The sequence below is a fragment of the Euzebya tangerina genome, assembly GCF_003074135.1.
Lineage (GTDB): Bacteria > Actinomycetota > Nitriliruptoria > Euzebyales > Euzebyaceae > Euzebya > Euzebya tangerina.
The window spans coordinates 431,759-455,200 of record NZ_PPDK01000001.1 but is presented as its reverse complement, the minus strand read 5'-3'; the positions used below and the strand labels follow the sequence as shown (position 1 = coordinate 455,200).

Annotated in this window: 21 protein-coding genes and 3 tRNA genes; 15 read left to right on the top strand and 9 right to left on the bottom strand. The window is 67.7% G+C overall.

Features of this window, described 5'->3' with window-relative positions; all coding sequences use genetic code 11:
• Positions 1-57: 57 nt before the first annotated feature.
• Positions 58-318: a MoaD/ThiS family protein gene (locus C1746_RS02135; RefSeq protein WP_116713052.1), complete on the bottom strand. Its 261-nt coding sequence runs from the start codon at positions 316-318 to the stop codon at positions 58-60.
• An 86-nt stretch (positions 319-404) separates the two neighbouring features.
• Here C1746_RS02135 and C1746_RS22900 point away from each other — a divergent pair, with 86 nt between their 5' ends.
• On the top strand, positions 405-1,088 hold the full coding sequence (locus tag C1746_RS22900) for a winged helix-turn-helix transcriptional regulator (protein WP_116713051.1): 684 nt from the start codon (positions 405-407) through the stop codon (positions 1,086-1,088).
• Between the two features lie 61 nt (positions 1,089-1,149).
• Complete coding sequence (locus C1746_RS02125) at positions 1,150-1,815, top strand: hypothetical protein (RefSeq protein ID WP_116713050.1); 666 nt, start codon at positions 1,150-1,152, stop codon at positions 1,813-1,815.
• A gap of 98 nt (positions 1,816-1,913) precedes the next feature.
• Here C1746_RS02125 and mshD read toward each other — a convergent pair whose 3' ends face one another.
• Complete coding sequence (mshD, locus tag C1746_RS02120; RefSeq protein ID WP_162867277.1) at positions 1,914-2,933, bottom strand: mycothiol synthase; 1,020 nt, start codon at positions 2,931-2,933, stop codon at positions 1,914-1,916.
• A gap of 98 nt (positions 2,934-3,031) precedes the next feature.
• On the opposite strand from mshD, the gene C1746_RS02115 reads away from it, so the two are divergent.
• The 3 genes from C1746_RS02115 (at position 3,032) to C1746_RS02105 (ending at position 3,326) form a co-directional block, all read left to right on the top strand.
• Positions 3,032-3,103: transfer RNA gene (locus C1746_RS02115), tRNA-Lys, on the top strand.
• A gap of 35 nt (positions 3,104-3,138) precedes the next feature.
• A tRNA-Asp gene (locus C1746_RS02110) sits at positions 3,139-3,213 on the top strand.
• A gap of 36 nt (positions 3,214-3,249) precedes the next feature.
• A tRNA-Phe gene (locus C1746_RS02105) sits at positions 3,250-3,326 on the top strand.
• A gap of 156 nt (positions 3,327-3,482) precedes the next feature.
• Here C1746_RS02105 and C1746_RS02100 read toward each other — a convergent pair.
• Positions 3,483-3,962 (bottom strand): MarR family winged helix-turn-helix transcriptional regulator, encoded by a 480-nt coding sequence (locus tag C1746_RS02100; RefSeq protein WP_116713048.1) that lies wholly within the window; start codon positions 3,960-3,962, stop codon positions 3,483-3,485.
• An 84-nt stretch (positions 3,963-4,046) separates the two neighbouring features.
• Between C1746_RS02100 and C1746_RS02095 the strand changes: the two genes are divergently transcribed.
• From C1746_RS02095 to C1746_RS02085, 3 genes are read left to right on the top strand one after another with little or no spacing between them, the layout of a single operon-like run.
• Positions 4,047-4,952 carry an ATP-binding cassette domain-containing protein gene (locus C1746_RS02095; RefSeq protein WP_205711652.1) on the top strand — a complete coding sequence of 302 codons (906 nt, stop codon included), beginning with the start codon at positions 4,047-4,049 and terminating at the stop codon, positions 4,950-4,952.
• 2 nt (positions 4,953-4,954) lie between these two features.
• Positions 4,955-5,716 carry an ABC transporter permease gene (locus C1746_RS02090; RefSeq protein ID WP_116713046.1) on the top strand — a complete coding sequence of 254 codons (762 nt, stop codon included), beginning with the start codon at positions 4,955-4,957 and terminating at the stop codon, positions 5,714-5,716.
• Positions 5,713-6,633, top strand: a complete 921-nt coding sequence (locus tag C1746_RS02085) for an alpha/beta fold hydrolase (protein ID WP_116713045.1) — start codon at positions 5,713-5,715, stop codon at positions 6,631-6,633. Before C1746_RS02090 ends, C1746_RS02085 begins: the two co-directional genes overlap by 4 nt.
• 200 nt (positions 6,634-6,833) lie before the next feature.
• On the opposite strand, the gene C1746_RS02080 is transcribed toward C1746_RS02085, so the two are convergent.
• Positions 6,834-7,295 carry a winged helix-turn-helix transcriptional regulator gene (locus C1746_RS02080; protein WP_116713044.1) on the bottom strand — a complete coding sequence of 154 codons (462 nt, stop codon included), beginning with the start codon at positions 7,293-7,295 and terminating at the stop codon, positions 6,834-6,836.
• Between the two features lie 88 nt (positions 7,296-7,383).
• Between C1746_RS02080 and C1746_RS02075 the strand changes: the two genes are divergently transcribed.
• From C1746_RS02075 to C1746_RS02055, 5 genes are all read left to right on the top strand, one after another.
• A complete protein-coding gene (locus C1746_RS02075) occupies positions 7,384-8,823 on the top strand; it encodes an MFS transporter (protein ID WP_116713043.1) in 1,440 nt (479 codons plus the stop codon).
• On the top strand, positions 8,820-9,299 hold the full coding sequence (locus C1746_RS02070) for a (2Fe-2S)-binding protein (RefSeq protein ID WP_116713042.1): 480 nt from the start codon (positions 8,820-8,822) through the stop codon (positions 9,297-9,299). The genes C1746_RS02075 and C1746_RS02070 overlap by 4 nt, the downstream gene beginning before the upstream one ends.
• The gene (locus C1746_RS02065; RefSeq protein ID WP_162867275.1) at positions 9,292-11,817 is read left to right on the top strand and encodes a xanthine dehydrogenase family protein molybdopterin-binding subunit; all 2,526 of its coding nucleotides are present in this window, start codon (positions 9,292-9,294) and stop codon (positions 11,815-11,817) included. The genes C1746_RS02070 and C1746_RS02065 overlap by 8 nt, the downstream gene beginning before the upstream one ends.
• The gene (locus C1746_RS02060; RefSeq protein ID WP_116713040.1) at positions 11,814-12,683 is read left to right on the top strand and encodes an FAD binding domain-containing protein; all 870 of its coding nucleotides are present in this window, start codon (positions 11,814-11,816) and stop codon (positions 12,681-12,683) included. The genes C1746_RS02065 and C1746_RS02060 overlap by 4 nt, the downstream gene beginning before the upstream one ends.
• 142 nt (positions 12,684-12,825) lie before the next feature.
• Entirely contained in the window at positions 12,826-15,198 is a 2,373-nt protein-coding gene (locus C1746_RS02055; RefSeq protein WP_116713039.1) for an FG-GAP-like repeat-containing protein, read from the top strand.
• Positions 15,199-15,231: 33 nt separating this feature from the next.
• Here the strand turns inward: C1746_RS02055 and C1746_RS02050 are convergent, their stop codons facing one another.
• The 5 genes from C1746_RS02050 to C1746_RS02030 form a co-directional block, all read right to left on the bottom strand.
• A complete protein-coding gene (locus C1746_RS02050; RefSeq protein WP_116713038.1) occupies positions 15,232-16,035 on the bottom strand; it encodes an SDR family NAD(P)-dependent oxidoreductase in 804 nt (267 codons plus the stop codon).
• 99 nt (positions 16,036-16,134) lie between these two features.
• Positions 16,135-17,226, bottom strand: coding sequence for a sugar ABC transporter substrate-binding protein (locus C1746_RS02045; RefSeq protein WP_205711651.1), 1,092 nt, complete (start codon positions 17,224-17,226; stop codon positions 16,135-16,137).
• Positions 17,227-17,290: 64 nt separating this feature from the next.
• Positions 17,291-18,304 carry an ABC transporter permease gene (locus tag C1746_RS02040; RefSeq protein ID WP_116713037.1) on the bottom strand — a complete coding sequence of 338 codons (1,014 nt, stop codon included), beginning with the start codon at positions 18,302-18,304 and terminating at the stop codon, positions 17,291-17,293.
• Positions 18,301-19,323, bottom strand: a complete 1,023-nt coding sequence (locus C1746_RS02035) for an ABC transporter permease (RefSeq protein ID WP_116713036.1) — start codon at positions 19,321-19,323, stop codon at positions 18,301-18,303. Before C1746_RS02035 ends, C1746_RS02040 begins: the two co-directional genes overlap by 4 nt.
• Positions 19,320-20,837: a sugar ABC transporter ATP-binding protein gene (locus tag C1746_RS02030; protein WP_205711650.1), complete on the bottom strand. Its 1,518-nt coding sequence runs from the start codon at positions 20,835-20,837 to the stop codon at positions 19,320-19,322. The genes C1746_RS02035 and C1746_RS02030 overlap by 4 nt, the downstream gene beginning before the upstream one ends.
• A 208-nt stretch (positions 20,838-21,045) precedes the next feature.
• On the opposite strand from C1746_RS02030, the gene C1746_RS02025 reads away from it, so the two are divergent.
• Positions 21,046-22,083 (top strand): LacI family DNA-binding transcriptional regulator, encoded by a 1,038-nt coding sequence (locus C1746_RS02025; RefSeq protein WP_116713034.1) that lies wholly within the window; start codon positions 21,046-21,048, stop codon positions 22,081-22,083.
• Between the two features lie 101 nt (positions 22,084-22,184).
• Positions 22,185-23,438 carry a M24 family metallopeptidase gene (locus C1746_RS02020; RefSeq protein ID WP_205711649.1) on the top strand — a complete coding sequence of 418 codons (1,254 nt, stop codon included), beginning with the start codon at positions 22,185-22,187 and terminating at the stop codon, positions 23,436-23,438.
• Positions 23,439-23,442: the final 4 nt, after the last annotated feature.

Sequence of the window (23,442 nt, the reverse complement as noted above, 5' to 3'; positions counted from 1 at the left end):
GCCAGTCACACGCCAACGCGCTGGGTAAATACTGTATTTATCGCAGTAGTAACCCACTCAACCGCCGGCGAATGGGGGGAGCAGCGCGATCTCAGCCCCCGGTGCGATGGAAACCTCGGTTGGGTTGTCCACCGGCACACCATCGACCATGACCGCCGCGATCTCCAGCCGGGCTGCGAAGCGCTCGCCGAACCGGCCCTCCAAGGCGATCAGGACGTCAGCTAGCGAGGCCGGAGCAGGGACGGTGACCTCCGCGGTGTCAGCGGCATCGCGCAGCGCGGCGAAGAGCTTCACGGTCGCGGATGATGCAGGCGTCATGAGGACAGCAAGCCTACTGGTAGCGTTGGGGCCGCCCGCGAACTGTCAGTCCTGGGCCCGAGCCCAGCGTCACGCCAAGGAGAGACATGCATCTGCTCGTCCTCCTGGGCAGTTCGGGCGGTGCCCATGCGCTGCTGCCCGCGCTCGAGTTCCTGGATCACAAGGTGACCACGGCGGCGCTCGAACCCGAGTCGCTGGACATGGCCGCGGACGTCGAGATCCTCATCATCGATGCCACCACGAATCTTGCGGCCGCATCGCAGACGTGCCGTGCTGCGGCAACCTCGGACGCGGTCCGACCCATCCTGGTCGTGGTGGATGAGGGTGGACTGGCCGCCCTCAAGACCACGTGGGGATTCGATGACATCGTCCTGCCGCGGGCGGGTCCTGCGGAGCTCGAGACGCGCATCCGTCTGCTGGGGGACCGGCTGCAGGCCATCGGCGGGGGAACGGTGTCGCGGGTCGGGGACCTCACGATCGACGACACCACCTACGTCGTGCGTCTGAAGGGTGAGCCGCTGGACCTCACCTTCCGCGAGTTCGAGCTGCTGAAGTACCTGGCCGCGAACCCCGGCCGGGTCTTCACGCGGTCGCAACTGCTCAGTGAGGTGTGGGGCTATGACTACTACGGCGGCACGCGGACCGTCGACGTCCACGTCCGACGCCTGCGGGCGAAGCTCGGGGCCGACTACGACGCGATGATCGGAACCGTCCGCGGCGTGGGGTACAAGTTGAACCCTCAAGCTGCGGACAGATCTGCCGATTCTTGACCCGTGACAGGCGATGCGCTGCTGCGCGTCGTGACGGGAGTAACTCGAATCGGACGGAACTGTGGGAACAACGCTGGTCAAGGACGACACCCTCGACGACGAGCTGCGCGAGGACGACCCGGCCGCCATCTATGAAGCAGACGACGGTGTGGTCGAGGTCGACCTCGTCGCGCCCGACCTCGACTTCCCCTGGATGTCGCTGCCGCCCGGCCCTCGTCGCTGGGCGCCGACCGACCTCTCCGTCGAGGTGCTCGATGAGGAACTGACCGTCGTGCGCATGACGTACCGCACGGTCGGCGATCGCTACGTCGTGGTCTGCGGCATCCGGACGGGTGTGGATGTCGACTGGCTGGCGGAGCGCATCGCGACGCCGCTGCTGTTCAACTACTTCCGCAAGCGGCAGGCCAACATCCCACCGGCCAAGATCATGTCTGCGCTCAAGGGGGCGCCGACCTGGGAGGAGCCCCAGGAAGCCGGTGAGTGGGTGCTCGGCATCTGTGGCTCCGGGGACCGTCCGGCACGGCTCGCGAAGTGGGAGGTCAGCGACGGTGCTGTCCTCGTTGCCACGCACGGGGTCTCCGACGCCGAATTGGAGCCACTGCTCGGCACCCTCGAGCCGTTCACGACCGGCGGCGCGGTCCAGGAGGACCTCCAGGTGCGGCATCGCCGAGCCCTCGCCCAGCGCTGGTGGGACGCCCCTCGGGCGCCCTGGACCCCGGCCGGCTGACCTCACACGGGTGGGCTCAGCCGCCCGACGCCAGAGCAGCCGGTCTGGATCCCCTGCGTCCGACTACACGGACTGAGAGGACACGCACCTCTTGTGGGTCAGCCAGCGGGACGGAGGAGCGCCCGCGTCGTCGCACGAGCAGCCTCGACGTCATCGACGAAGCACACCTCGCGGTACTGGGTCTCGAACCCCTCTGATTCGTAGAGAGCCACCGGACCGGTGCTGGCGCAGTCGACGTACAGGACGATCGAGTCGGACCGGGTCGCCAGATGGCGGATACCGGTCCGCAGCAGCAGCCGGCCCAGCCCCAGGCCTTGGGTGCGAGGGTGCACGGCGAGGACGTAGACCTCGCCGAGGGGCGGGTGTGGCTCCTCGTCCGGGTGGCTGTGCCACTTGGTCCAGTGAAAGCCCAGCGGCTCGCCCTCCGACCCGTCGGGGTTCTGGCGGAAGGCCATGAACAGCCCGGCAGGGTCGAACCAGGGGAAGCCCCGCCGGTGCTCCAGCTCCTCGGCGCTCCACCCGCCGTTCTCGGGGTGGCCCTCGAACGCGGCGTTGTTGACCTCCAGGAATGCCCGGTTGTCCTCCGGGCCCCGATAGGTCCGGATCACCACGCCGTCGGGGGGGTCGGCCACGTCGGGGATGGGCTCGACCTCACGGCGCATGTAGGCCAGTTGGCGCTGGACGTCGAAGCCCATCGCGTGGGCCAGCGTGTCCTCGGGCTTGGTGACCCGGTGGACCCAGAGGAACATGCGGCCGCCACCGGCGCGGGCCACCGTGGTCCGGGTTGCATCGAGGAGACGAGCCTGGATTCCCTCCTCGCGATGGTGCGGGTGGACGACGACCTCAACGGCCAGACGGGGGTCGGCCCCGGCCGCATTCCAGCGCAGATGGGCGTATCCGATCAGCCGGTCCTCTGCGGAGGTGCTGTGCTCGTCGTCGGCATGCGGGCTCGAGTAGGCGAGGATCCCGTCCCAGTCCTTCGCCCCGACGGTCAGGTGCGCCATCTTGTGCTCACCGATGGGCGCGTGTCCTTCCAGTTCCGTCGTCTCGTCCAGCAGTTCGGTGATCTGATGGAGTGCGTGTGCGTCCAGGTCGTGGCGGAGGTGAAGGTGCGGCACGGCGACAGCGTACGGCAGCGATCTGCGCTACACTTTCCGCTCCGCCAGACCGGGCATTCCCGCCGGCCGACGAACGGGCGAACAGGTACGCTGCCGCCGGGCCGTTAGCTCACCGGGTAGAGCTCCGGACTTTTAATCCGGCGGAGCGGGTTCGAGTCCCGCACGGCCTACCCCAGGGGAAGCCCACAACTACATATCTCACCGAGGACCTGTGGAGCAGTTAGGAGTGCTCGCAACCCTGTCAAGGTTGAGGCCGCGGGTTCAAATCCCGTCAGGTCCGCTCGGTACATCGGCCGTCGAAGGCCGAGTGCCACATGGTCAGGTAGCTCAGTTGGTACGAGCGTCCGACTGAAACTCGGAAGGTCGGCGGTTCGACCCCGCCCCTGACCACCAACAAACTCCCAGCTCAGAGTCCATTCGGCGCCCTTCGCCCACTAGCCGGACTACGCTGACTGCCCTCGTTACTGCCCTAGGATGGCAGGGAATGGCGCGGATGGGTTGGGTGCTCGCCGAAGGTAGAGACGTCCGAGGAGGGATCGGATCGCCTTGTCAAGCCGTGAAGCGGCCGTAGACATCAGTGACCTTCCGGAGGTAGGACTCGATGACCGCTTTCTCATGCTCATCGAAGTCGTCGTCGATCGCCTTGAGCATGTCGAAGAGTGGTCGGAGGTTCGCGAGCATCTCGTCGCTTGCGTGTTGTGTGACGACGAGCTGCTTGCGGCGGCGATCCTCCGGGTGTGGCTGACGACGGATGTGGCCAGCGTCCTCAAGCCGGTCCACGAGGACCGTGGAGGATGCGGTCGATATTCCAAGGAGTAGCGCGAGGTCAGCGGGTCCGAGGTCGGGCCGCTCCATGAGGTGTTCCAGTGCCCGGACGTCTCGTTCGCTCAGATCCATCAGGTCCGCAACATGTTGCTGGACGTCGTCGTAGGCCCACAGGACCGAACGCAGCGCCCAGCTGAGCTGGGTGCCGTCCGTCACCGTCTCTTCAAACTCCTGGCGCTGGGGGCGGGGGGTTGCGTTTGCCATGGGGTCAGACTAGCCTGTCTAATTACTAGACAAACTAGTTACCAGTTCATGGAGGTACATGTGCACGCAATCGAAACAAGGGCATTGACCAAGACATACGTCGGAGCCGCTTCCCCGGCTGTGGACGCGGTGTCGGTGGCCGTCGCGCCGGGTGAGATCTACGGGCTCCTCGGTCCGAACGGGTCCGGCAAATCCACGTTCGTCAAGATGTTGGTGACACTTCTCGCGCCAACCGCTGGTCAGGCACACGTCGGCGGCATCAGTGTCACCCACGAGCCGCGACTCGTTCGGTCACTGATCGGCGTGACGCTGCAGGACGTCGGTGTCGACCCGGTGCAGAGCTGTCATGAGCTGCTCGTGGCACAGGGGCGCGTGAGCGGACTCGCTCGCGGACCGGCTCGCGATCGCGCTGAGGAGCTGTTGAACGCGCTCGGCCTGGTCGACAAGATCGCGGCAAGGGTCAGCACCCTGTCAGGTGGTCAGCGTCGCCGCTTGGACCTCGCGCTTAGCCTCGTTCACCGGCCGCAGGTCGTGTTCCTCGACGAGCCGACGACAGGACTCGATCCGTCGTCCCGACGGGCCCTCTGGGCCGAGGTTCGTCGGCTGCGGGATACCGGCACGACGATCCTGTTGACTACTCAGTACCTGGAGGAGGCTGACGAACTCGCCGACCGTATCGGGATCCTCAAAGCAGGATCGCTCGTGGCCGAAGGCACGGCGAGGCAGCTCAAAGAGCGTCGAGGGCAGCATCAAGTCGTCCTGGATCTGCCCGATCTGGACGCCGCCCTCCTCGTCCTGGATCTGGATGTCGCCCAGCGGAACGATCGTCAACTCATCATCGACGTGGAGGATGCCGAGCGATCAGCCGTTCAGATCCTTGGCCGCCTCACAAGCGCTGGTGTGCAGGTCGACCGGGTGCGAACGATCACCCCGACCCTTGACGACGTGTTCGTCGCCATGACCGCCACGGACTCGGAGCGTGCAGCGTGACCATGCTCAGCGACCTGACCACGCTGTCCGTCGCACTGTGCCGACGGATCATCCGCACCCCCGAGGCGACCCTTCCCAACCTCGCGATCTCGGTGTTCTTCCTGTTCGTCTACGACGGCCTGCTCGGCGGTTCCGACGACGTGACGCGCCTGGCCGGTGGCGACTACATGACCTTCATCCTGCCCCTCCCCATCCTCACGGCGGCCGTCGGCGGCTCGCTGGCCGGTCAACTCCTCGTCGAGGACATCCAGTCTGGCTACTTCACCCGCATGCTGACCTCCTCCATCAACCGCTCGATCATCGTCATCGCACCAGTTCTCGTCGCCGCCCTAGCCGTCCTGGCGCAGGTCGCGGTGGTCGTGGGTCTTGGAGTCGCTCTTGGCGTGGACCCCGCCGCCGGTGTCGCCGGGCTCGCCGTGATCCTGGCCATCTCACTCCTCTGGGGGATCGGGTTCGCCGCCTACACCGTGGCACTCGGCCTCATCACCAGGAACGCCGCCGCCGTGCAGAGCGCAAGCTTCATCTTCTTTCCGTTTCTCTTCATGGCACCGGCCTTCCTCCCCCGCGAGCAGCTGCGCGGCTGGCTGGAGGCCGTTGCCGCCTACAACCCCGTCACCTACATCATCGAAGGGATGCGTTCGCTACTCATCAGCGGCTGGAACGGAGCCGACATCGCCGCAGCACTCGCTGCCGCGGGCGCCCTCGCTCTCGTGGCATCAACCTGGGCGGTCCGCACCGCCATGACCGCCACCTCTCGTCCATGAGTGATGCTCCTGACCGGATCGAAGATCCTGTGACTTCGACCATCGCCACCCCGACCCTCGAGCTCGCGTACCACGACCACAACAGCGGGGGCACGTCGAGCCGACTCCCCGTGTTGCTCGTCCACGGCTTTCCAGATGCCCCCAGCAGCTGGCTTCCGATCACAAATCGACTCGTGGCGCGTGGCCACCGAGTGCTCCCTCCTCATCTGCGGGGGTTCGGATCCACGCGCTTCTTGGACGACTCGACGCCCCGCAGCGGCCAGCTCGCCGCACTGACTCAAGACGTCATCGACCTGCTCGACGCGTGCGACATCGACCGTGCCGTGCTGGTCGGCCAAGACTGGGGGGCCCGTGCCGTCCAGGGCGTCGCCGCGACCCAACCCGACCGAGTGCACCATCTCGTCAGCCTGGGTGGCTACGCGCTCAGTTGGGGCCAGCACGGCGATCCGCCGAGCTACCGGCAGATCCAGGCGCTGTGGTATCAGTTCTTCCTCTCGACGGGTTGGGGTGAGGGCACCCTTCACGCCGATCCTCTGGGCTTCAGTCGCCACCTTTGGACGATCTGGTCTCCCACCTTGGACGATGTGGATGAAGCCTTTGAGCGGGCGGCATGGGCGCTCGGCGGTCCGGACTTCGCCCGCATCGTGCTGAGCGCCTACACCGAGCGGGAGCGGGACGAGCGCTACCACAGGCTTGAGTCCGCGCTAGGCAACGGCGAGCCGATCACGGTCCCGTCCAGCATCCTCTACGGAGCGGACGACGGGATCGAGCCGGATGGACCTGACCGCGAGCACGACCGCAGGATGTTCACCGACCTCCGGGCACAACGGACGATCGATGGTGTGGGTCACTTCCTGCACGCCGAGCGCCCCGAAGCCGTGGTCGACACCATCGCCGCAGTTGTGACGGATGACTGATTTCTCCCAACCGGATCGGGTCTGGACAACCGCAGCGTGACGCCGTGGAAGACACGACGGGGAGTCTTCCACGTTCGTTGAGCACGCTGATCCGCGTGGTGCCGAACAAGCGCAATCTTGCATCGCGATCATGTTGACCCCTCCCGACGTCGGCGCCGATGTCACGTGCGGATGGCCTCCCTTCGTCTGGCTGTTCAGGCTCAGCGGCGTCGTGCGCCAGGCCCCGGCACCAGTTCCACGCCAGGGGGATCCTGGACGACGTGGCCCGCCTCGCAGCGCAGGACACCGTGCACCGGCGCGCCGCAGTCCCGGTGCCGTGGGATCATCGGGGGACCGCCCGCTGCGAGGTGGCGGTCGCCGAAGTCGATCAGGGCGATGAGGACCTTGCGGAGGGCTGCGCCGCGCTCGGTCAGGACGTACTCCTGCCGTTCACGGGCGCCCGACTCGCGGTAGGCGTGGCGCTCGAGGACCCCGTGGGCGACCAGATGATCCAGACGCCGCGCCAACACCGAGCGCGAGATGCCGAGGTGGTCTCGGATCTCCTCGAAGCGGTGCAACCCGTTGACGACATCACGCAGCAGCAGGACCGTCCACTCGTCCTGCAGCACATCCATCGTGCGGGCGACCGAGCAGACGTCGCTGTCGTACTCCGACCACATCATGAGCCGACACTACCACCTGGGTCTTGCGAACGAACTCAGCTTCTGCCATGCTGAGTCTCTCCGAGAAACCTAGCTCTAGGAGTGTGGAGTGACGTCCATCGAGCACGCTGACCCAGAGGCTTCGATCCCCCGACATGCCTGGCGGACGTTGGCCATCACCTCGCTCGCCATCTTCGTCGCGGCGCTCGACCTGTCGATCGTGGTCATCGCCTTCCCGGACCTCCTGGCGGACTTCCCCGACTCCTCGACCGTCACGCTCTCGTGGGTGCTCAACGCCTACACCGCGGTGTTCGCCGGTCTGCTCATCCCCGCAGGCCGAATCGCCGACGGTGTCGGCCGCAAGCGCCTGTTCCTGATCGGCCTGGGGCTCTTCACCGTCGCCTCCCTCCTCTGTGCCCTCGCCCCGACGCCCGGCCTGCTCATCGCGGCACGCGCACTGCAGGCGGTGGGGGCTGCCGCACTGTTCCCCACCTCGCTCGCGCTGCTCCTGCCTGCATTCCCGCGAGGCCGTCGGGCCATGGCCATCGGCATCTGGGGCGCGGTCGGTGGCCTGGCAGCCGCCTTCGGGCCGGTGATCGGCGCAGGGTTGGTGAACCTCGGAGGCTGGCAGGCCGTGTTCCTCGTCAACCTCATCCCGGGTGGACTCGGTGTCGTCGCCGGAGCGCGCATCCTCAGGGAATCCCGCGCAGGAGGACGCCCCCGACTGGACCTCCTCGGCACCGTGCTCCTGGCAGCCGGGGTCGGCGTCCTCACGGCGGCCATCGTCCAGAGCGAGACCTGGGGCTGGACCGATCTGCGCACTCTCGGCGGCCTCCTGATCGGACTGGGCCTGCTCCCGGTCCTGGTCCTGCGGTCGCGTGGACGAGAAGATGCCATCGTCCAACTGCGGCTGTTCGCGGTGCCGAGCCACCGCCAGGCCAACCTGGCCTCCCTGCTGTTCTACCTCGGCTTCGGCGCGTTCTTCTTCGGGATCGTGCTCTTCCTGACCTCGGGGTGGGGGTATGACGCGGTGATCGCGGCGCTGCTCTTCACACCGGGCCCGATCCTGGCGGGGATCGTCGGCCCACTCGGCGGCCGGCTCGTCGATCGGATCGGACACCGGCCGGTCATGGTCACCGGTGCCCTGCTCTTCGCCGCAGGCAAACTGGTCCTGCTGCTCGCCGGGCCGGATCCTGACCTGCTGCGGATCTGGTGGCCCAGCGTGGTCCTCGGCGGGCTGGGCGTCGGACTGGTCCTGCCGCACCTGCCGGGCGCCGCAGTGCACGACCTGCCCGACAGCGACACTGCGCAGGGGACCGCGATCAACCAGACGATCCAGCGAATCGGGCTGGTCCTGGGCATCGCACTCACCGTCGCCCTCGTGGGAGAAGCCGATCTCGCCACCGTCGAGGACTTCCGCGGAGCCTTCGCGTTGATGGCGTTCGCGGGTCTGGGCACCGCTGTCGTCTGCCGACGCCTGGACACCGCACCCATGGCGGGTCCGGACCCATCGCGGCCGACCGCAGCCGTTGGGGGAGCCACGACGTGACGACCGCCGTACAGGAGCCACACGAGACCTCCCCGGTCACGGTCACTGTCGATGGGCAGGCGCGAACCGCGGCAGTCCCTCCGCGTCGACTGCTCGTGCACCTGCTCCGCGAAGACCTCGGCGTGACCGGACCCCACGTCGGCTGCGACACCAGCCAGTGCGGCGCCTGCACCGTCGTGCTCGACGGGGTTGCGGTCAAGTCGTGCACCGTCCTGGCTGTCCAAGCCGACGGCGGCGAGGTCGAGACGGCGGCGTCCCTCGGGGGCGACCATCCGCTGCAGCAGGCGTTCCACGCCCGGCACGCCCTGCAGTGCGGGTTCTGCACGCCGGGCATGCTGATGAGCTGTCGCGCGCTGCTGGAGGAGCACCCCTCGCCGTCGGAGGCACAGGTGCGCTCCTGGTTGAAGGGCAACCTCTGCCGGTGCACGGGCTACCAGCACATCGTGGATGCCGTCCTGGAGGCCGCTGATGGATGACCCACTGGATGACCCGCTGGGCGACGTAGCCCTTCCCGGTCCGCTCGGACATCCGGTCCTGCGGCGAGAGGACGAGCGCCACCTCCGTGGAGCTGGGCGCTTCACCGATGATCTGGCGCCGCGGGACGCGGTGCACCTGGTCGTGGTCCGCTCGCCACACGGCCACGCCCGGATTCGGCGGATCGACACCGCAGCGGCGGCCGGGATGCCGGGAGTCGTGTCGGTCTGGACGGGGGCAGAACTCGCCGGTGCCCCGGCCATGACCGGGGACGCGACGGCCGGACCACTTCGGCCGCTGCCGGTCCAGTGGCGACTCCCGGGGATGGCGATCACCGAGCACCATGCCCTGGCGCCAGAGGTCGCGCGCTTCCACGGTGAGGGCGTGGCCGTGGTGGTCGCCGAGACAGCCGAGGCCGCGGTCGACGCCGCCGAGATGGTGGACGTGGACTGGGAGGTCCTGCCCGCCGTCACCGATCCCCGCGCGGCAGCGGACCCCGACGCACCCGTCCTGCATCCGGACCTCGACGGCGCAGAGGGCAACGTCCTCGTGTCGCTCCCTGCCGGCGGCGGCAACTTCGCCCGTGCACGTCGTCGCGCCGATGTGGTGATCCAACGGACCTTGCGCAACCAGCGGGTGCAACCGACGCCGCTCGAGCCGCGCGCCGTGGTCGCAGAACCCGGCGCGGATGGTCGGCTCACCGTGACCACGGCCACGCAGGCGCCGCATCGGATCCGTCGCTTCCTGGCCGAGTCCCTCGGCATCGGTGAGCACCTGCTCCGGGTCGTCGCCCCCGACGTCGGCGGCGGCTTCGGGGCGAAGCTCCACCTCCACCCGGAGGAGGTCCTGGTCGCCTTCGCGGCTCGCGAACTGGGCAGACCCGTCCGCTGGGTCGCGACGCGGACCGAAGACCTGCTGGCCTCCAACCACGGCCGCGATCAGGTGCAGGAGGCCGAACTCGTCGCCACCTCCGATGGGCGCATCCTGGGACTGCGCGTGCGCATCTGGGCAGGGGTGGGCGGCTACCTGTCGGGGATGGGCGCCGGCGTGCCCGCCATCAACACCGGTCTCATGGTGACCGGCGTGTACGACATCAGCGACGTCGACGTTGTCACCCACGTCGTCGCAACGAACACCCCGCGGGTCGACACCTACCGCGGGGCCGGTCGACCCGAGGCCACCTACCTCATCGAACGGCTGGTCGACGACCTTGCCATCGAGGTCGGCCTGGACCCCGTCGAGGTGCGCCGCCGGAACCTGGTCCGCCGCTTCCCCCACCGACTGCCCAGCAAGGCCTTCCGCCTGGACAGCGGCGACTACGAGGCGGCACTGGACCTCGCCGTCGACCTGGCGGACCTCACCCATGCCCGACGGCGCCAGCAGGCCGCTCGCGAGGAGGGGCGGCTGGTCGGCCTCGGCGTGGCCCTGTACACGGAGTTCACGGGTCTTGGCCCGCACCGGGCCCTCAACCTGGTCGGCTACGACAACGGCGGGTGGGAGCACGCCCGTGTGAGCGTGCACCCCACGGGTGACGTGACTGTGCGCGTCGGCACGGCCGACCATGGGCAAGGCCACGCCACCACCTACGCCCAGATCGCCGGCGCCGCTCTGGGTCTGCCCACCGACCGGATCACCGTGCTGGAAGGCGACACCGACCGGGTCGACCACGGCAACGGAACCTACAACTCGAGGTCGATGGCGACCGGCGGCATGGCGGTGCACCAGGCGGCGACGGCAGTCCGGCAGAAAGCTCGCCGTGTGGCCGCAAACGCCCTGGGCCTGCCGGCCGACGACGTCGACCTGGTCGACGGTCACTTCGTCGTGCTCGAACCCTCCACGCTGGCCCGGGGCTTGCGGACCGTTCGGCATGGCGCGCGTGGCCTCGCCGGCGCGGCAGTTGGCCGCGTGACCCGGTTCCAGTTGCCCGACGATGGCATGGGACGGCACTCGCTGGCATGGGACGAGGTGGCCCAGCTCGCGACGTCGCTTGCGACGTACCCTCGCGGCGAGCAGCCGGGCCTCGAGACATCGGCCTTCTACACGCCGAAGGACATGGTCTTCCCCTTCGGCGCCTACATCGCCGAGGTCGAGGTGGACCCGGGGACTGGCGAGGTGACCATCGCCCAACTCGTCGCGGTCGACGATTGCGGGCCGGTCCTCAACCCGCTGCTGGCCCGCGGGCAGATCCACGGCGGTGCCGCGCAGGGCCTGGGGCAGGCACTGCTCGAGGGAGCACGAGCCAACCCGGACGGGACCTCGGCCACGGGCACGCTGCAGACCTACGCCATCCCTCGCGCCGGTGACGTGCCACGCATCGTCGCCGAGCACACGGTGACCCCGACCCCGCACAACGAGCTGGGCGTGAAGGGTGTTGGCGAAGCAGCGACGATCGCGACGCCGGCCGTCCTCGTCAGTGCCGTTCATGATGCGCTCCGACCGCTTGGTGTCCCCCGTCTGGACATGCCCCTGACGCCGGCGAGGGTCCTCGCCGCCATCCACGCCGCACAGGACCGCTCGTGATCCCGGCACCGTTCGCCTACGTCGCTCCGGACTCGATCGATGAGGTGCTGGAGCTCCTGGCCCAACACGGTGACGAAGCCGCCGTTCTGGCGGGAGGTCACAGCCTGATCCCGCAGCTCCGACTCCGTCAGCGCCGGCCGGGGCTGGTCATCGACCTGCGTCGTGTCGCCGGACTCGACGCGGTGGAGCGCACCAACGACGGGGTCCGCATCGGCCCGCGCGTGACCGTTGCCCAGCTGGCACGACATGACGCCGTCCGCGAGAGCGCCCCGCTGGTGCGAGCGGCCGCGCCGCACGTGGCGGATCCGCTGGTCCGCGGCCGCAGCACGCTCGTCGGCGCCCTGGCCGAGGCCGATCCGGCCAGCGACTGGGTTGCCGTTGCTCTGGCCCTGAATGCTCAACTCGTCCTCCGCTCGTCTGGCGGTGAGCGACAACTGGACATCCAGGCGTTCCTGAACGCTGGAGCTGGTGAGGCGCGCACGGCCCGCCGGTCAGACGAGCTGGTCACGGCGGTCACGCTGCCGCGGTCGACGGCCATCGGCTACGCGCGGACGACCCACCCAGCCAGCGGGTGGCCGCTGGCTGCGGTGGGCGTGTCAGTGGAGGTTGACGACGCTGGTGTGGTGAGCAGCGCTCGGATCGGCGTCTCGGGAGCCTTCACGACCCCGCAGCGAGCGTCGGCGGCCGAGGAGCGGCTGGTCGGCTCGCGGCTCGACGCCGCCACCGTGCGCGAGGCTGGCGGGATGGCGACCGAGGATGCGACGTTCGCCGGCGACGCCGACGATCTCCATGGGCCGCCGGCCCACCGACGGCGGATCCTTCCGACGGTGCTGGGCCGCGCCGTCGCCCGCATCTCCTCGCACTGATCCTCGACCGGTCTCGACGGTCCGTCGGGACTGGTGGGCATCGATCCATCGCTCCTACCGATCTCCTACCGCCCTTCAGTACGGTTCACGACGCTCCATGACGCCGCGTTCGAGACGCTGACGGTCCCTTGAGGGAGGAACCATGAACCGCCGTGCCCAACTCCTGATCCTGATGCTGGTGGTCGCTGTCCTGCCGGCGACGACCGGTGTCGCACAGACACCTGTCCAGTTCGAACTCGATGAACCAGTCTTCTATCCGGTGGGTCACCTTCCGAGTGGCGCGACGCGCGGGGACTTCAACGACGACGGGCACATGGATGTCGCCGTGTCCGCCGATGCCTCGGTCTCAATCCTGCTCAATGACCGAGCAGGCGTCCTGACGATTGAACAGACGATCCAGGTTCCTGGCACCTCCGGGATCGAGGCGGGAGACGTCAACGGCGACGGTCATCTCGACCTCTTCATCCCGGACTGGTCGGGCGACTCAATCCACCTGCTGCTGAATGACAGCTTCGGTCGATTCACACCGTTGTCCCCGATCCCGCTCACCGGTGTGACGTCACTCGTCGCGTTCGACCTCGACGGGGACGGCAACACCGACGTGGCCGCGACCGCAGAGCGTGACGACGAGGTCGCCATCCTGTTCGGGGACGGGACCGGCGGGTTCGCAGAGTCCCAGACCATCCCCGTCGGTGTGGGGCCCCTGGCCGTCGCCCTGGGGGACGTCGACGGAACACCGGGATTGGACGTCATCGTGACCACCGCGGACGGCGCGATCGCCATCCTCCCGGGACTGGGCGCAGGTCAGTACGGCGAAGCGACGTCGTTTCCGACCGGCTTGTCCTCCCACACGCTCGAAGTCGCGGACATCGACGGAGACGGATTCACGGACCTGGCGCTGTTGGGATTCGAGCCGACCGGCGTCTCCATCGCGTACGGGTCAGAGGGTGGCTTCGAGGCGGTGCGGTCCTACCCGGCGCCAGGCTTCCCGAACTCGGTGGCACTGAGTGATGTGAGCGGCGATGGGAGGGTCGACATCGTCGCCGGGGCGTGGGAGGGCGGTGTGTCGGTCCTCGTGAACAACGGGTCCAGAAACCTCGGGCCCGCGCGCGGCTTCGTCGCCGGAACCGGAACGGAGTTCGTCACAACCGCTGACATCGATGGCGACGGGCGGCTGGACGTCGTCGCGACCGAGGACGACGACAACAACCTGATGGTGCTGCGCAACCGGGGGACCGGAGGCAACGGGTCACTCCTGGTGGCACCGGCCTTCGTCGACCTCGGGTTCGCTCCGTTCGACGGTCCGGACACGACCGGCTCGACTGACCGGCGCATCATGGTGACGAACACCGGTCCCGACGCCGTGTCCATACACGACGTGACGGTCGAGGGCTTCGGAGGATTCGCACCCCTCGTCGACACCTGTTCTGGGGAAACCGTGCCACCCGGTCATGGCTGTTCGATCCAGGTTGGCCTCTTCGTCGAAGGACCCGGTCAGGTCCGCAACGGAACCTTGGTTCTTCGGTCCAGCGCGGCCACCGGCGACCTGGCCGTTCGGCTGTACGGCGAAGCGGGCTTCGACTTCCCAGCGGAGATCGTGGACGTTCCTGGCAACGCGTCGGACTTCGCGTTGCAGCTGTCGCGCCGCAGCACTGGGCTTGGCGACCAGTCAGGCGCAGTGGTGCTAGCCCGCGCTGACATCTTCGCTGACGCGCTGGCTGGCAGCGTCCTGACCTCGCTGGGGCCGCTGCTCTTCACCGGCGGGGAGGTGCTGGACTCCGCCACCGGAACTGAGATCGAGCGGATTCTGCCGGCTGGGGCGACCGTGTATCTCTTGGGCGGTCCCGCGGCGCTCTCTGCGGACATCGAGTCGAGGCTGATCGAAGGTGGGTACACCGTTCGACGGCTCTCCGGTCCGACCCGGGTTGAGACGGCGATCGCCATCGCCGAGGAGGCCAGCCAGGTGCTCGGCCTTCCCGAACAGGTCAATCTCGCGCGCGCCGACGCTCCAGCGGACAATCCGACGGCCGCGTGGGCCGACGCTGTGGCTGTCGGGGGCCTGGCGGCCGAGACCGGGCAGCCCGTTCTGCTGACACCGACCGAGGGGCTTCACCCGGCTGTCGAAGAGTGGCTGGCATCACGATCGGACGTCGACGTACGCATCATCGGTGGGCCCCAGGCGGTTTCCAACGCTGTGGAGACAACGCTGGCCGGCCTCGTGAGAGCCGTGACTCGTGTCGCTGGCTCGAACCGGTACGCCACCGCGGTAGAGATTGCGCAGGCCTGGCCGGAGAGCTCCGGGAATGTCGTTGCGCCTGGTGGTTCGGAGGACGGCTGGGCCTTCACGCTGGCCGTTGCGGCACTCTCCAGCACGTACGACATGCCGATCCTGTTGACCGAACTGGACCGTGTGCCGTCAGAGACCTGTGAGGCGTTGGCCCTCCGCCGATCGCTGCAGACCCCGACGGCCCGAACAGCGGAGGCCGTGAGGGCTGCTGTCGTGGAGGGGTGCTGAGCCCGTCGGGGCCTCGGCGATGACCGCTGCTGGCTACTGGATGACCATGCCCCCGTCGATCATCAGCAGCTGCCCGGTCATGTAGTCGCTGTCCGGGCTGGCAAGGAACGCCGCGGTGCCGATGATGTCATCGGGGTAGGAGTAGCGACCCATCAGGATCATGTTCTCGGCGATCGAGTCCATCGACTCGCCCTTCTTGTCGAACTTCCCGATCTCGACGAGGTCACGGTCGAGCTGCTCCCACATCTCGGTCCGCACCACGCCGGGCGCGTACCCGTTCACGGTGATGCCGTACTCCCACAGCCCCTTCGCGCCACCCTTGATCAGGCCGAGCACCGCGTGCTTGCTCATCCCGTACACGATCACATCGTCGAAGGTCTCCCGCGAGAGGATCGAGCCGACGTTGATGATCTTGTAGACGTACTCGCGCCTGCCCTGCTCCCGCATCTGCCGGGCGGCGGCCAGCATGACGTTCAGCTTCCCCCAGGCGTTGACGCCCATGATGAAGTCGTAGTTGGGCTTGTCGATGTCCATGAAGAAGCGCGGCTTGTTGACGCCCGCGTTGTTGAGCAGCAGGTTGATCTCGCCGAACTGGCTGACGGTGTGGGCGACAGCAGCCACCGCATCGTCCTCGTCGGTGACGTCAAGCCGGACGTGTGTTGCGGTTCCCCCCTCCTCGGCGATCTCCTTGGCCACCTGTGCCACGCCCTCGACGTTGATGTCGCCGAGGCACACCTTGGCGCCCTGGGCGGCCCAGTTCTTCGCCACGGCCGCCCCCATACCCTGCGCCGCGCCCGTGATGAGGGCGCACCTGCCATCCAACCGGTTCGGATCCATCACTCAGTTCCTTTCGCTGTTGCGGTTGTGTCGGTCGCCCGACCACATCATGCGGTCGAGCGACCCGACGGTCTGGGGCCTTACCACTCGGGGGCGACCTCACCACTCGGGGGCGACCTCGGCGTCCTCGGCGTTGTCGGCCGTCACCGGGACCGATGGCATGAACTCGACGATGCGCTCGCCCGGGCTCTCCGTCAGCACCTGGTGCGCCACGGATGCCGCGTTCTCGCCATCCCACGAGGAGGACTGGAACACCGTCCCGTCCAGCGAGCCCTCCACCACGAGCGGGTTGCCCAAGAAGGTGTTGCCGATCGAGGTGATCAGCAGCTCGGACGGGTCGATGTCCCGGGCACGGAGGGCGTCGATTGCGCCTGCGACCATGGTGTCGTCGGCGGCGTAGACGCCGTCGATGTTCTCGGGGCCGACTGCCGTGATCATCTCCGAGGCGGCGAGCTGCGACTCGTCCTTGTTCCAGTTCCCGGGCTGACGCGCCAGGATCTCGACGTTGGGGCACTGCTCGTTGATGGTGTCCTCGAAGCCGTTCTCACGGTCGATGGCGGTCGTGTTGCCGGTCAGTCCGTTGATCATGATGATGCCGGTCTCCTCGCCCCCCGCGAGTTCGCACATGATCTCAGCGGATGCGACGCCCTGCCCGTAGGTGTCAGGCCCGGAGTAGGCGGCGGTCAGCTCCTGGTCCTCTTCGAGGACGTCGGAGTTAGTGACCGTTACGGGGATGTCGGCGTCGTTGGCCGCTTGGAGGCAGGGGCGGACGGTGTCAGCAACGGCGGGCCAGAGGATGATCAGGTCGGGGTCCGCGGCCACAGCGGCTTCGCACTCGCTGGCCTGCGTGTCGGCGTCGTACTGGGAGTTCGTGATGGTCAGCGTCAGCCCCAACTCGTCCGCGGTCTCCTCGAAGGGAGGGAGGTACGTCGTGCCGTACGGTTGGTCGGTGCCCTGTGGCAGCAGCGCGAAGACCTCGAACTCCCCACCCCCGGAGTCCGCGGCCTCGTCGGAGTCATCCGCCCCCTCATCACCGCCGTCGTCTCCCTGGTCCTCCCCGCCATCGTCCGACGCCTCTTCGGTGTCCGCACCACCGGCTGCCTCATCACCGCCGTCGTCGCTGCCGCAGGCTGCGAGGACCAGCATCGCGACGGCCAAGAGACCGAGCAGTCGCCAGGTTGTTGTGTGCATGTGTATCTCCCTATCTCAGTACGGGGTAGTCGGGCACCCACCGGTCCGGCGGGTGCAGTGGGTCTCAGGCTTGGAGCTGAGTGGATGAGCGACTTGAGAAGAACGAGCGGACGTTGCCGACGACGGCGCGAAGGTTCTCGGGGTCCGTGATCACGGCCAGCAGCAACACACTGCCGATCACGATGTTCTGGACGTCGACCTGGACCGCGGCGAGGGTCAAGGAGACCTGGAGGATTCCGAGCGTCGCCGCGCCGAGGAGCGTCCCGAGAACGGATCCGCGGCCGCCCTTCAGGTAGACACCACCGATGATCGCGGCGGCGAAGCTGGCCAAGAGCACCGTGCCGCCTGCCGTCGGGTCAGCCGCGGTCCGCTCGAGCGTGTTGATCACACCCGCCAGCGAGGCGATGAATCCCGAGATCATGAAGCCCGTCAGGACGCGGAGCTTCACCGGGATGCCGGCGTCGACGGCCGCTTCACGATTCCCGCCCACGGCGTAGAACTGCCGGCCTGCGCCAACTCGCGTCACGAAGACATGGATCAGGATGAAGACGGCGAAGAAGATCAGGACGCGGGGGGTGAGAGGGCCAATCAGGTCCTGGCCAAACGTGATGCCGGCGTCCCGGTCGGCCAACCGGACCGGCTCCTCGTTCGAGATCACGAATGCGGCGCCACGCAGGAAGAACAGCATGCCAAGCGTGGCGATGAAGGAGTTGATGCCCACGATCACGACGAAGAAGGCGTTGACCACGCCCACCAGCAGACCCACGGCGAGGGCCGCCAGCACCCCGACGAACAGGTTGTCGAAGCTGGCCATCACGACACCGGATACGGCCAAGGTGCTCGCGACGGCGAGGTCGAGCTCACCCATCAGGATCACCGTGGTCAGGCCCAGTGCCACCAGGCCGATCAGGGCGATCCGGCCAAGCGTGACCTCGAAGGAGGTGAAGGTGACCGGCTCGACGAAGATCGTCACGAGGGCGATGAGGCTCAGCAGGACCACCGCACGGCCCTCGGTGCGACGAGCGAAGGTGGCGCGCATGCGACCCAGCGGTGAGCGGGTCTCGGTCAGCGTGGTCATGCTGCGGCCTTCCGTGCCAGGGAGTCGAGTGAGACCGCGGCCACGATGAGGCCGCCGATGGCCATCTGTTGGACGCCGAACCCGAGTCCAGAGAGCACCATGACGTTGGTCAGGATGCTCACGAAGATCACACCCAGCAGGGTCCGCAGGACACTGCCGCGACCGCCGAAGACCGACGTCCCCCCAACGATGATGGCCGCGAGTGCCCGGAAGTCGAAGCCGACCGACATGGCCGAGACGGCGGTGTTGGAGAAGGCCCCCAGCACCCATCCACCGAGCATTGCGCCCAGAGCTGAGAGGAAGAACGCGCCGATGACGACCATTGACGTGTTCACCCCCGCCAACCGGGTTGCGCTCTCGTTGGAGCCGAACGACTTGACGGTGAAGCCGAAGGTGGTCCGTTCCAGCACGAAGGCCAGCAGCAGCGTCACGATGACCAAGACCAACATGGACAGCGGGAAGGGGCCGAGCTTGGCCTGGCCGAAGGAGCGGATGAGACTGTCCTCCGGGCCGAAGTAGATGCTGCCGCCGCTGGCCCAGCGAAGGACGCCGAGGCCGATGAACGTCGTCGCAAGCGTCACGATCACCGCATTGGCCTTGAAGACCCCGACCGCGACCCCGTTCACGATGCCGTAGACCACGGCGATGACCAGCGAGAGCAGCATCGCGGGGATCAGCCCGAGGGAGTTATTGACGGCGATCAGCACGACCGCGGCTGTGGCAACCTGGGCCACCACCGACAGGTCCAGATAGTTGCCGGTGATCACGACGAAGGTCATGCCGACCGCCACGATCCCGATGGGTGCGGCTCGGTTGAAGACGTCGGTGATGTTGTCGAGCGAGGCGAACCCGTCGATGAAGATCGCCGAGACCACGATGAGCAGTGCGGTGAAGATCAGGATTCCCCGCTCCGCCATCCACTCGAGGACGGACGTGTTCCGGACCTCGACGCCAGGGTCGTCCGCGGAGGCCGCCGTCGGTGTGGTGGTGGCCGGATCGGCCACGGCCTTGTCACTCATGCCGCACTCACCGTCGCTTCCTCTCCGGCCGCGAGTGACATGACCGACTTCTCATCGGCGTCCTCGCCGTACAACGTTCCCACGATGCGACCGTCCCGGACCACGTGGATCGTGCTGGAGAGTTCGAGCAGCTCAGGGAGGTCCGAGCTCACGATCAGCACCGCGGTGCCGCCCTCCGCGAGCTCCCGTATCAGTCGGTGGATCTCGACCTTCGCGCCGACATCCACCCCCCGTGTCGGTTCGTCGAGGATGATGAGCTTCGGCTGGCGTCCGAGCCACTTGGCCAACACGACCTTCTGCTGGTTGCCACCGCTGTAGGTTCCGGCGTCGCGGGTCACATCTGGCGGCCGGAGGCCGACGGTGTCGGCAAGCCGTTGGGCGAACTCGGCGATGCGCTGCGGAATGCGGATGCCTGACTTCGCGAGCCCTGACCGGTTGGGGAGTTCGATGTTGTCGGCCACGCTCATGGTGAGGGCGAGTCCGTCGGCGCGGCGCTCCTCGGGGACGTACGCCAGGCCCGCCGCGACGGCGCCACCGAAGCTGCGGATGGCTGTCGACTGCCCGTCGACGGTGAGAGTCACGTGGCCGCCCGTCCGCGGGTCCGCGCCGATCATGGCACGGACGGTTTCGGTCCGTCCGGCACCGACCAGGCCTCCGAGCCCGACGATCTCCCCAGCGCGGACATCGAGGTCGACGCCGTTGACCCCGGGTGCGGTGACACCTCTGGCCCGGAGCACCACGTCGCCGGGCTCGACGCTGTGGCGCGTCTGCAGGTCCATCTTCAGTTCGCGACCGACCATCATGTCGACCAGTTCACCCGGAGTGATGTCGTCGATCGTCACGGTCCCGACGTGGTGTCCGTCGCGCAGTACGGTCACCGTGTCGCACAGCGTGAAGATCTCCGGCAGCCGGTGGGAGATGTAGATGATGGCCATCCCGGTGTCGGCAAGGCGCTGCAACATGTCGAGGAGGTAGTCGGTCTCGGCCGGCGTCAGGGTTGCGGTCGGTTCGTCCAGGATGAGGACGCGGGGGTCCCGGGCAACCGCTCTGGCGATCTCCACGAACTGGCGCATCGCAACCGACAGCCGCGAGATGGGCTCGTCGAGGTCCATCGGGATGCCGATGTTCTCCAGCGCCGCTGTGGCAACCGATCGCATGGTCTTGCGGTCGATGAAGCCCCCACGCGTGGGGGTTGAACCGAGAACGATGTTCTCGGCGACCGTCATCTCGGGGACCAGGCTCAGCTCCTGGTGCACGAGGGAGACCCCTGCCTCGAGCGCCGCCCGGGTGGTGTTGTCCATCTGCTCGCCGCCGACGAGCACGCGCCCTTCAGTCGGCGTGTGAATACCTGCGAGCACCTTCATGAGGGTCGACTTGCCCGCACCGTTCTCACCGCACAGCCCATGCACCTCGCCGGGTGCGACGGCGATGCTGACGGTGTCGACGGCCACCACGCCGCCGAAGCGCTTCACGATGTCGTGGGCCTCGATGATCGGCTGGGCTGGTGCGTCCACGCTTGTGCTCCCTTCGTGCACTGATCGACTGCGCCCGGGTCGGCTCCTGGCTTTGCAATCGATTGCGCTACGGCAGCATAGGGTGGTGGCTCAGACGGTGTCAAGGGATTTTCTCCGGTGGGTGCGCTGATGAGAGCTTCACCTGAGGCCGTGACAGTGCGAACTACGATCGGGTTGCCGCCCCCCAAACGATTCGCGCGAGGAGTGCATGGCGAAGGTCACGCTGAAGGACGTCGCTCGTCAGGCTGGCGTCCACGTCTCCACGGTTTCGCGGGCGCTCGACCCCCAGAAGTCGCAGCTGGTCGGTGATTCAACCAGGGCGCGCGTCCGGGCGGCCGCCGTGGAACTCGGCTATCAGGGCGATGCGATCGCCAGCGGACTGCGGCGCGGGCGGACCAACACCTTCGCGATCGTGGTCGCCGATCTCGGCAACCCGTTCATCGCTCCTGTCCTTCGGGGCATCGAGAACGGCCTCGGCGGGCGCGGGGTGATGCCGCTCGTGGCAGAGACCCAGGACGACTCCGAACGCATGGAGCAGGTGATGCACGCCGTCCTCGGCCGCCGCGTGGACGCCGTGATCACCACGGCTGCCAGGCACGGGGACGAGCAGCTGCTGCGCCGGATCGCTCGTCAGGTGCCACTGGTGCTGGCGGTCCGACATCTTCCCGACTCAGGTCTCTCCGCGATCGTTCACGACGACGAACGGGGCGGGCGGCTGGCGGCTGAGCACCTCGTCTCCGCAGGTCACCGCCGCATCGCGCAGCTCTGCGGTCCCGTCAACGTCTCCTCGTTCCAGGAGCGGACGGCTGGCTTTCGCAGCTACCTCGAGTTGCGAAGCATCGTGTCCTTGGAACCGCCGGAGCGTGCGGCGTTTCCCACGTTGCAGGAGGGTCAGCGACTGATGAGTCGCCTCTTGGACTCGCTGCACGAGCCACCGACGGCCGTCTTCGCCCACAACGACCTCATGGCCTTCGGGGCGCTGGACGTGCTGAAGGAGCGGGGTCTGTCATGTCCCGAAGACGTTGCCGTGATGGGCTACAACGACACCCAGATGACGCGGTACACCGCCCCGCCACTGACCACCATCCGGCTGCCGGGCTACGAGCTCGGCCGACTTGCAGCCGACGCGGCGACCATGCTCATCGAGGCGGGCGGCGGCGCAACGCCGAAGCTGACCCTGCCCCCGGTGCTGGTCCCTCGGGCGTCGACCATGGACTGGTCGGGGAGTGCTCGTCGTCCCGACTGACCTCTTGACGGCTCCCTCCGATGCCGTTACGGTGCCAAGCAATCGATTGCAGAATGCTCTGCAAATCGAGGGCCCTTTGGAGGATGATCACCGTGACGGGAATGCGGCCAGAGTTCGCACAGAGCAACGTGCCCGCCCCGGGCATCCAGGGTGTGGACTGGGAAGAGCGCGTTGACTTCCGGCGTCTCCGCGCCTACCGGCTGGAGCGGACCCGTGCTGCACTCGAACAGAGCGACCTCGGCGCGTTGCTCGTCTTCGAGAGCTCCAACATCCGCTACCTCACGTCGACGCACATCGGGACCTGGGGCTACAACAAGACCGAGCGATGGGCGCTGCTGACCCGGACGGGTGAGCCGTGGATCTGGGACTTCGGCTCCGCTGCCAAGAACCACCGGCTCCACTCGCCCTGGCTGGCCGGCGAGCAGTCTCGTGCTGGCAACACCGGCCTGCAGGGCGCCATCGCGCCGACCAGTGACCTCCCACAGGCTGCAGCGGAGGAGATCGCGGCCATCCTCCGGGACGAGGGCGTCGCCGACATGCCGCTCGGTCTTGACGTTACAGAGATTCCCTTCCTCCGCGCACTCGAGGGCGCCGGGGTCGATGTCCGTGACGGGCAGCAGGTCATGCTCGACGCCCGCGAGATCAAGAACCGCGACGAGATCCTTCTGCTGTCCCAGGCGGCAGCGATGGTCGACGGCGTCTACCACGACATCTACGAGGCGCTGAAGCCCGGTGTCCGGGAGAACGACATCGTGGCCCTCGCCACCAAACGACTCTTCGAGATGGGGTCCGAGCAGGTCGAGGCGATCAACGCCATCGCCGGAGAGCGCTGCAACCCCCATCCCCACGTTCTCTCCGACCGCCTCATCCGCCCCGGGGACCAGGCCTACTTCGACATCATCCATGCATTCAATGGCTACCGGACCTGCTACTACCGCACCTTCGCCGTGGGTCGCGCGACGCAGGCCCACCGAGACGCCTACGCCAAGGCCCGCGAGCTCATCGATGCCGCAATCGATGCGGTCAAGCCCGGCGTGTCGACCGATCAGATCGCGCGCTTGTGGCCGCAGGCGGACGAGTTCGGCTTCTCCTCGGAGTACGAGGCCTTCGGGTTGCAGTTCGGTCATGGCCTGGGTCTTGGCCTGCACGAGCGGCCTGTCATCTCCCGGCTGAACAGCTTGGAGAACCCCGTGGAGATCAAGGAGGGGATGGTCTTCGCGCTCGAGACGTACTGGCCGGCCACCGACGGTCACTCCGCCGCTCGGATCGAGGAGGAGATCGTCGTGACCGCCGACGGCGCCGAGTTGCTGACCCTGTTCCCCGCTGAAGACCTTGTTGTCACCAACGAGTACTGAGGAC

Bases quoted from the DNA above. Each gene is read 5' to 3' on its own strand.
- C1746_RS02135 (WP_116713052.1), bottom strand. From the start codon at position 318: ATGACGCCTGCATCATCCGCGACCGTGAAGCTCTTCGCCGCGCTGCGC.
- C1746_RS22900 (WP_116713051.1), top strand. From the start codon at position 405: ATGCATCTGCTCGTCCTCCTGGGCAGTTCGGGCGGTGCCCATGCGCTG.
- C1746_RS02100 (WP_116713048.1), bottom strand. From the start codon at position 3,962: ATGGCAAACGCAACCCCCCGCCCCCAGCGCCAGGAGTTTGAAGAGACG.
- C1746_RS02090 (WP_116713046.1), top strand. From the start codon at position 4,955: ATGCTCAGCGACCTGACCACGCTGTCCGTCGCACTGTGCCGACGGATC.
- C1746_RS02085 (WP_116713045.1), top strand. From the start codon at position 5,713: ATGAGTGATGCTCCTGACCGGATCGAAGATCCTGTGACTTCGACCATC.
- C1746_RS02080 (WP_116713044.1), bottom strand. From the start codon at position 7,295: ATGATGTGGTCGGAGTACGACAGCGACGTCTGCTCGGTCGCCCGCACG.
- C1746_RS02065 (WP_162867275.1), top strand. From the start codon at position 9,292: ATGGATGACCCACTGGATGACCCGCTGGGCGACGTAGCCCTTCCCGGT.
- C1746_RS02055 (WP_116713039.1), top strand. From the start codon at position 12,826: ATGAACCGCCGTGCCCAACTCCTGATCCTGATGCTGGTGGTCGCTGTC.
- C1746_RS02050 (WP_116713038.1), bottom strand. From the start codon at position 16,035: ATGGATCCGAACCGGTTGGATGGCAGGTGCGCCCTCATCACGGGCGCG.
- C1746_RS02045 (WP_205711651.1), bottom strand. From the start codon at position 17,226: ATGCACACAACAACCTGGCGACTGCTCGGTCTCTTGGCCGTCGCGATG.
- C1746_RS02040 (WP_116713037.1), bottom strand. From the start codon at position 18,304: ATGACCACGCTGACCGAGACCCGCTCACCGCTGGGTCGCATGCGCGCC.
- C1746_RS02035 (WP_116713036.1), bottom strand. From the start codon at position 19,323: ATGAGTGACAAGGCCGTGGCCGATCCGGCCACCACCACACCGACGGCG.
- C1746_RS02025 (WP_116713034.1), top strand. From the start codon at position 21,046: ATGGCGAAGGTCACGCTGAAGGACGTCGCTCGTCAGGCTGGCGTCCAC.
- C1746_RS02020 (WP_205711649.1), top strand. From the start codon at position 22,185: ATGCGGCCAGAGTTCGCACAGAGCAACGTGCCCGCCCCGGGCATCCAG.